Genomic DNA, 7,162 nt, shown 5'->3' with positions numbered 1-7,162 from the left:
ACCGCGAATTCCTCGACTCGATCTGCAACGTCACGCTGCATCTGGAGAACCAGCAGATCAAGCGTTACGGCGGCACTTACTCGCAGTTCGAGATCCTGCGCGCGCAACAACTGGCGCTCCAGCAAAGCGCCTATGAAAAGCAGCAGCGCACCGTCGCCCATCTGCAAAGCTTCATCGACCGCTTCAAGGCCAAGGCCACCAAGGCGCGCCAGGCGCAAAGCCGCGTGAAGGCGCTGGAAAAGATGGAGTTGATCGCACCGGCGCACGCCAGTTCGCCGTTCACGTTCGAATTCCGCACGCCCGACTCCGCGCCCAACCCCATGCTCGTGATGGAAGACGTGCGCTGCGGCTATCGGGCTGAAGATGGCAGCGAAACGCCCATCGTCGAGCGCGTCACGCTCTCGATCCAGAACGGCCAGCGTATCGGCCTGCTCGGTGCGAACGGCCAGGGCAAGTCCACGCTCATCAAGACGCTCGCGGGCACGCTCGCGGCGCTCTCCGGCGAGATGGGCACGGGCAAGGGCCTGCAAATCGGCTATTTCGCGCAGCACCAGCTCGAAACGCTGCGCCCGGACGACTCGCCGCTCCAGCATCTCGCCCGTCTCGCACCCGACACGCGTGAGCAGGAGCTGCGCGACTTCCTCGGCGGCTTCAACTTCCCCGGCGAAATGGCCACGGCGCCCATCGCGCCGTTCTCGGGCGGCGAGAAGGCGCGCCTCGCGCTCGCGCTCATCATCTGGCAAAAGCCCAACCTGCTGCTGCTCGACGAGCCGACCAACCACCTCGACCTCGAAACGCGGCATGCGCTCACCATGGCGCTCGCGCAGTTCGAAGGCACGCTGATCCTCGTGTCGCACGACCGGCATTTGCTGCGCGCCACGACCGATCAGTTCATGCTGGTGGCGAAGCACCGTCTGCAGCCGTTCGACGGCGACCTCGACGACTACCGCGACTGGCTGCTGCAACACGCGGCCGAGCAACGCGCGGCGCTCAAGGAGGCCGCTTCCGGCACGGCGGATGCGGCAAATGGCGCAGGTGCCGCCGATGGCGTCAATCGCAAGGAACAGCGCCGCCAGGAAGCCGGGCAGCGCCAGAAGGTTGCGCACCTGAAGAAGCCGTTACAGGCGAAAATCGGCAAGATCGAAAAGGAAATGGATGCGCTCAACAGCGAAAAGAGCACGCTCGACACCTTCGTCGCCGACCCGGCGAGCTACGAGCCTCAGCAGAAGAGCCGCCTGACCGACGCGATTCGCCGCCAGGCCGAAGTCGCCTCGCGCCTCGAAACGCTCGAAGCCGAATGGCTCGATGCGCACGAGGAACTCGAGCAGATCGGCTAGCGCAACGCTGCTTCACCATCGCGCCACCAGGCGCTTTCGCCAGGTATTTTCGCCAGGGAGCCACGAGTGTCGTCACCCGCCGCATTGCAGGGCCTTCGCGTACTGGATCTGACCCGCCTCTTGCCTGGGCCCGTGGCCACGTTGCGGCTCGCGGAAATGGGCGCCGATGTCCTGAAAATCGAGCCGCCCGGTGCAGGCGACGCGGCGCGCGTGATGATGCAAAGCGCAGTGGACGAAGTGGCCGCGCGCCCCGGCGCGTTCTATCGCCTCGTCAATCGCGGCAAGCGCGAAACGCGAGTCGATCTGAAGACCGAGAGCGGCCGTTCGGTGTTGTTTGCGCTTGCCCGCGACGCCGACGTGCTCGTCGAAAGCTTCCGGCCCGGTGTGATGGACCGCCTCGGCGTAGGCTACGAGGCATTGCGCAAGGTCAATCCGAAACTCGTCTACTGCGCGATCACGGGCTACGGCACAACCGGCCCGTTCGCCGGCCATCCTGGCCACGACATCAACTATGTCGCCTATTCGGGCGTGCTCGACCAGTTGGCCGCGCGCGACGGCGTGCCGGTGCTGCCCAACTTCCAGATTGCCGACCTGCTTGGCGGCGCACTCAGTGCGGTCACCCAGATTCTCGCGGCGCTCTGGCAGGTGGCGCGCGGCGGCGAGGGTCGTTTCGTCGATGTTTCGATGGCGCACGCGAGCTACGCGCACAACGTGGTCGCCCAGGTCGCGCTCGCCAACGACGACGCCGCGGCGCTGCAGCCGGGCGGCGGTCTGCTCAACGGCGGCGTGCCCTGCTACAACCTCTATCGCACACAAGACGGGCGGTGGCTCGCCGTCGGCGCGCTCGAACTGAAGTTCTGGCAGACGCTGTGCCGGGCCATTGGCCGCGACGACTGGGCCGAACGCCACTGGAGCCTCGGTCAGGCGATCGGCGGCGCGGATGCCGCGGCGCTCACGCGCGAGTTGGCGGCCATTATCGAGTCGGAGTCGCTGCAGACCTGGATCGACCGTCTGGAGGCGATCGACACCTGTGTATCGCCCGTCCTCACGCCAGGCGAGGCGTCGCGCCATCCCCTCTTCAACGCCGACGTGCTGCAAGCCATGATGGACGAAATGGCCGCGAGGCAAACCCAGCAGGCCACGCCCGGTATGCAGGCGGCGCCTTTTCAGCCAGGTGTTCACCCGCAAGGTACGCATGCCGCCCAACCTGCCCGACCGGTCCAACCCGCCCAACCAGGCCAAGGCACCGACACGCCGGGCGCGCCTGGCGGCAAGAAGCCCTTCACTTACGGCCCTTGGGGCTAGTCCTCGCCGTAACCCGCATCCCCCTGAGCATAATGAAAAATGGGCGCATCGCAGCGCCCATATTTGTTTAGCGTCGCGGCAGCGTTTGCCGCGGCGACCGCTCGTCGTCGTACATGACGTACTTGCGGCCTTCCACGTGGTGCGCAATGGTGCTGCGCACTTCGGCCGCCGTCACGTCTTCTGCTACCACGCGGCGCGAAATGCGCCCGTCGCCATCGATCCACTCGACGATGCGGCACGTGCTGCCCCAAGGTTGCATGAGCGGCTCGGACACCCGGCAGCCGCGCACGACGATCGAACGACCGCCGAAGGACGTATCAGTCTGTTTCAAGTCGCTATCCTTTCCGCTCGACACGGGTTGAACACCGCGCCAAGGATAGGGAAATCGCAGTCTGAAATGGTTACAGCCGGAACCAGGGTTGTTACTAATCATTACGCGCCAGTACAGGCCTTCTGCACGTGCGCGGCCCGCTCAATCCAGTTCGCGTATCCGGTCGATCGCTTCCTCGAGGCGCTCCACCGCAATCACCTGTAAACCTTCGATCGGCTGTTTCGGCGCATTGGCGCGGGGAATCAGGGCGCATGAAAACCCGAGCTTGGCGGCTTCCTTCAGACGATCCTGCCCGCGCGGCGAGGGTCGGATCTCGCCCGCGAGCCCGACTTCGCCAAAAACGATCAGACCCTTGGGCAACGCCTTGTTACGCATCGAAGAATGAATGGCGAGCAGCACGGCGAGATCGGCGGCCGGCTCCGTGATCTTCACGCCGCCCACGGCGTTGAGGAACACGTCCTGATCGAAGCACGCGATGCCGGCATGGCGATGCAGCACCGCCAGCAGCATCGCGAGCCGGTTTTGTTCGAGGCCGACGGCGAGGCGTCGTGGATTCGGCACGTGCGCCGTATCGACGAGCGCCTGCACTTCGACGAGCAACGGACGCGAGCCTTCCTGGGTCACGAGCACGCAGGAGCCCGGCACGCTCTGCTCGTGCTGCGAGAGAAAGAGCGCCGAGGGATTCGCCACGCCGCGCAGGCCCTTCTCGGTCATCGCGAACACACCCAGCTCGTTGACCGCGCCAAAGCGGTTCTTGAACGCGCGCACGAGCCGGAACGACGAATGCGTGTCGCCTTCGAAATACAGCACGGTGTCGACGATGTGCTCGAGCACCCGCGGACCCGCCAGGTTGCCCTCCTTCGTCACGTGGCCGACCATGATAATCGCCGTGCCCGACTGCTTCGCGATGCGCGTGAGCTGCGCCGCGCACTCGCGCACCTGCGCGACCGAGCCGGGCGCGGAAGTCAGCGCTTCGGAGTAGATCGTCTGGATCGAGTCGATGACCGCGACGTCGGGCTTCTCGGCCTCGATCGTCGCCTGGATCTTTTCGAGCTGGATCTCGGCGAGCAGTTGCAGCTCGCTCGCCATGGAGCCGGGGTCGAGCAGCGCCAGTCGTTGCGCGCGCAACGCGATCTGCGCCGCCGATTCTTCGCCGCTTACATAGAGCGCACGACGCTCGGCCGCGATTTGCGCGAGCGACTGCAAGAGTAGCGTCGATTTGCCGATGCCGGGGTCGCCGCCGATCAGCACCACGCCGCCTGCGACGAGGCCGCCGCCCAGCACGCGGTCGAACTCGCCCACGCCGGTCGTGAAGCGCGGTACGTCGGACGCCTCGATATCGGCGAGACGCCGCACCGGGGCGCTCTTCGCGAGCGACTGGAAACGGTGGCTGCTCGCCGTTTCGGCAACGCCCTCCACGAGCGTGTTCCACGCGCCGCACGCGGGGCACTGGCCTTGCCATTTGGGAGCCTGCCCGCCGCATTCGGTACATGTATACAGTGTCTTGACCTTCGCCATGCTCTTTGCCATGGCGTTATTCGGCCCGCACAGGAACACGCGGCGCAACGGCGCACATCAGCTCGTAGCCGATCGTGCCGCAGGCTTTCGCGACGTCGTCGATGGGCAGATTGTTGCCCCACAGCTCCACGCGCGCGCCCACGCCCGCGGTGTGCACTGGCGTAAGGTCGACGGTAAGCATGTCCATCGAGACGCGGCCCACCACATGCGTGAGCACGCCGTCGACGATCACGGGCGTGCCTTCGGGCGCGACGCGCGGATAGCCGTCGGCGTAACCGCACGCCACCACGCCGATGCGCATGGGCTTGCGCGCCGTGAAAATCGAGCCGTAGCCGACGGTCTGTCCTTCAGCCACATGCTGCGTGGCGATGAGTTCCGACGCGAGCGTCATGGCCGGTTGCAGGCCTGTGCCTTCGAGCGCCGAGGCGAAACCCGATGGCGAAGCGCCATACAGAATGATGCCGGGGCGCACCCAGTCGAAGTGCGTCGAAGGATGCCACAGCGTGGCGGCCGAATTGGCGAGGCTGCGCGCGCCGGCAATGCCTTGCGCGCCGCGCTCGAACGTTTCCATTTGCTCGCCGACGCCGCGCGGCGTGTCGGCGTCGGCGAAGTGCGTCATCAGCGTGATCTGGCCGATGCCTGCACAGGCACGCGCACGCTCCCATGCGGCGCGGTACTTCTCCGGCGTGTAGCCGAGCCGGTTCATACCGCTGTTCATTTTGAGCTGGACGTTGACCGGCTTCGACAGACGCGCCATTTCGAGCATGCGCATCTGCTCGTCGCTGTGCACGACGGTCGTGAGGCTGTAGCGGTCGATCACGTCGATGTCGGTCGGCCGGAAGAAACCTTCGAGCAGCAGGATCGGCCCCGCCCAGCCGAGTTCGCGCAGCTTCACGGCCTCCTCGAGGTCGAGCAGGCCGAAACCGTCGGTTGCGCGCAGGCCGGGGAACGCGCGCGCAAGCCCGTGCCCGTAGGCGTTGGCCTTCACCACGGCCCAGATTTTCGACTTTGGCGCGTACTGGCGGACGACGGCGAGGTTATTGGCGAGAGCGGCGGTATGAATCGTTGCTGAGAGGGGGCGCGGCATGGGAGATTTTTTCGCAAAGACGCTTTTGAATCAGGAGCTTACAGGGTGTTTTCAGCGCCCCGCAGGCCCGCCTGACGGGCGCTCAAGGATTGTGCTAGTCCGAATACACCTATTTTCGTGATATAAAGCCCTGCGCACAACCCATTTCGAACGTAATAAGCCCGGATGCCTCCCACCCGTCCGGGGCGGACGGACCGCAGCGAGGAAAGCATCGCATCAGATGAAAAAAGGCTTTTACACCATCATGGCCGCGCAGTTTTTTTCGTCGTTGGCCGACAATGCGCTCCTCATCGCTGCAATTGCACTGCTGAAAGACCTCCACGCCCCGAACTGGATGACGCCGCTGCTCAAGCTGTTCTTCGTCCTCTCCTACGTCGTTCTTGCCGCCTTCGTCGGCGCCTTCGCAGATTCCCGCCCTAAGGGCCGCGTGATGTTCATCACGAACACGATCAAGGTCGTGGGCTGCGCCATGATGCTGGCAGGCACCCATCCCTTGTTCGCCTATGGCGTTGTGGGTTTCGGGGCTGCGGCTTATTCTCCCGCCAAGTACGGCATCCTGACCGAGCTGCTGCCGCCTGAGCGCCTCGTCGCCGCCAACGGCTGGATCGAGGGCACGACAGTCGGCTCGATCATTCTCGGCACCGTGCTCGGCGGCGCGTTGATCAGCCCCCACATCGCGTCGCATGTGCTGCGCCATACGCCCGCCGCGATCAGCACGCCCGCCGAAGCCGCGATGGTCGTCATCATGGTGATTTACGTAATCGCCGCCCTCTTCAATCTGCGCATTCCCGACACCGGCGCACGCTACCCGCGCCAGCAGCACGGTGTCATCCGCCTCATCAGCGACTTCGCCGACTGCTTCAACACGCTCTGGCGCGACAAGCTCGGGCAGATCTCGCTCGCGGTCACGACGCTCTTCTGGGGCGCGGGCGCGACGTTGCAATTCATCGTGCTCAAGTGGGCCGAAGTCTCACTCGGCATGTCGCTCTCCGAAGGCGCTGTGCTGCAGGCCGTGGTGGCCGTGGGCGTGGCGGCCGGCGCCATGATCGCGGCCGCGCGCGTGCCGCTCAAGAAGTCGCTCTCGGTGCTGCCGGTCGGCATCATCATGGGTCTTGCGGTCATGCTCATGGCGTTCTACACGCGCCATCTCTTTCCGCCGCATTGGGGCCTGCATATCGGCCACATGCGCATTCCCGGCTACCTGATTTTTGCGTACATCTTCCTCATGGTCGTAGGCGGCCTTTCGGGCTTCTTCGTCGTGCCGATGAACGCGCTGCTCCAGCACCGCGGCCACGTGCTGCTCTCCGCGGGCCACTCCATCGCCGTGCAGAACTTCAACGAGAACCTCTCGGTGCTCGTGATGCTGTGCCTCTACGCCGTGCTCGTCTGGCTCGACGTGCCGGTGACGATCGTGATCGTGCTGTTCGGCACGTTCGTCTGTCTGATGATGTGGCTCGTGATGCGCCGCCACCAGGCGAATCAACGCTCGTTCGACTCGGTCGCGCTGATCGGCGAAAATCACAGGCATTGATGGGCGCGCCTGACCGCACACCGTCCGGCCAGCACCTCTGCTGAATCGATCCT

Annotated in this window: 6 protein-coding genes; 3 read left to right on the top strand and 3 right to left on the bottom strand. The window is 65.1% G+C overall.

The features are described from left to right. Both AB4Y43_RS17860 and AB4Y43_RS17855 read left to right on the top strand, forming a co-directional pair. Positions 1-1,337, top strand: a 1,337-nt coding sequence (locus AB4Y43_RS17860; RefSeq protein ID WP_368728420.1) for an ATP-binding cassette domain-containing protein, incomplete at its 5' end; no start/stop codon positions are given. Positions 1,338-1,403: 66 nt separating this feature from the next. Then, positions 1,404-2,642, top strand: a complete 1,239-nt coding sequence (locus tag AB4Y43_RS17855) for a CaiB/BaiF CoA-transferase family protein (RefSeq protein ID WP_342945844.1) — start codon at positions 1,404-1,406, stop codon at positions 2,640-2,642. Between the two features lie 67 nt (positions 2,643-2,709). Here AB4Y43_RS17855 and AB4Y43_RS17850 read toward each other — a convergent pair whose 3' ends face one another. From AB4Y43_RS17850 to alr, 3 genes are all read right to left on the bottom strand, one after another. Beyond that, positions 2,710-2,973: a DUF2866 domain-containing protein gene (locus AB4Y43_RS17850; protein ID WP_042265827.1), complete on the bottom strand. Its 264-nt coding sequence runs from the start codon at positions 2,971-2,973 to the stop codon at positions 2,710-2,712. Positions 2,974-3,114: 141 nt separating this feature from the next. Continuing rightward, on the bottom strand, positions 3,115-4,491 hold the full coding sequence (gene radA, locus AB4Y43_RS17845; RefSeq protein WP_069265603.1) for a DNA repair protein RadA: 1,377 nt from the start codon (positions 4,489-4,491) through the stop codon (positions 3,115-3,117). A gap of 16 nt (positions 4,492-4,507) precedes the next feature. Then, the gene (gene alr, locus AB4Y43_RS17840) at positions 4,508-5,578 is read right to left on the bottom strand and encodes an alanine racemase (RefSeq protein WP_069265602.1); all 1,071 of its coding nucleotides are present in this window, start codon (positions 5,576-5,578) and stop codon (positions 4,508-4,510) included. Positions 5,579-5,798: 220 nt separating this feature from the next. Between alr and lplT the strand changes: the two genes are divergently transcribed. After that, positions 5,799-7,109, top strand: coding sequence for a lysophospholipid transporter LplT (lplT, locus tag AB4Y43_RS17835; RefSeq protein WP_069265601.1), 1,311 nt, complete (start codon positions 5,799-5,801; stop codon positions 7,107-7,109). Positions 7,110-7,162: the final 53 nt, after the last annotated feature.

The sequence above is a fragment of the Paraburkholderia sp. BR10872 genome, from assembly GCF_040965835.1.
GTDB lineage: Bacteria > Pseudomonadota > Gammaproteobacteria > Burkholderiales > Burkholderiaceae > Paraburkholderia > Paraburkholderia nodosa_A.
This window is presented reverse-complemented; position numbering and strand designations above follow the sequence as displayed.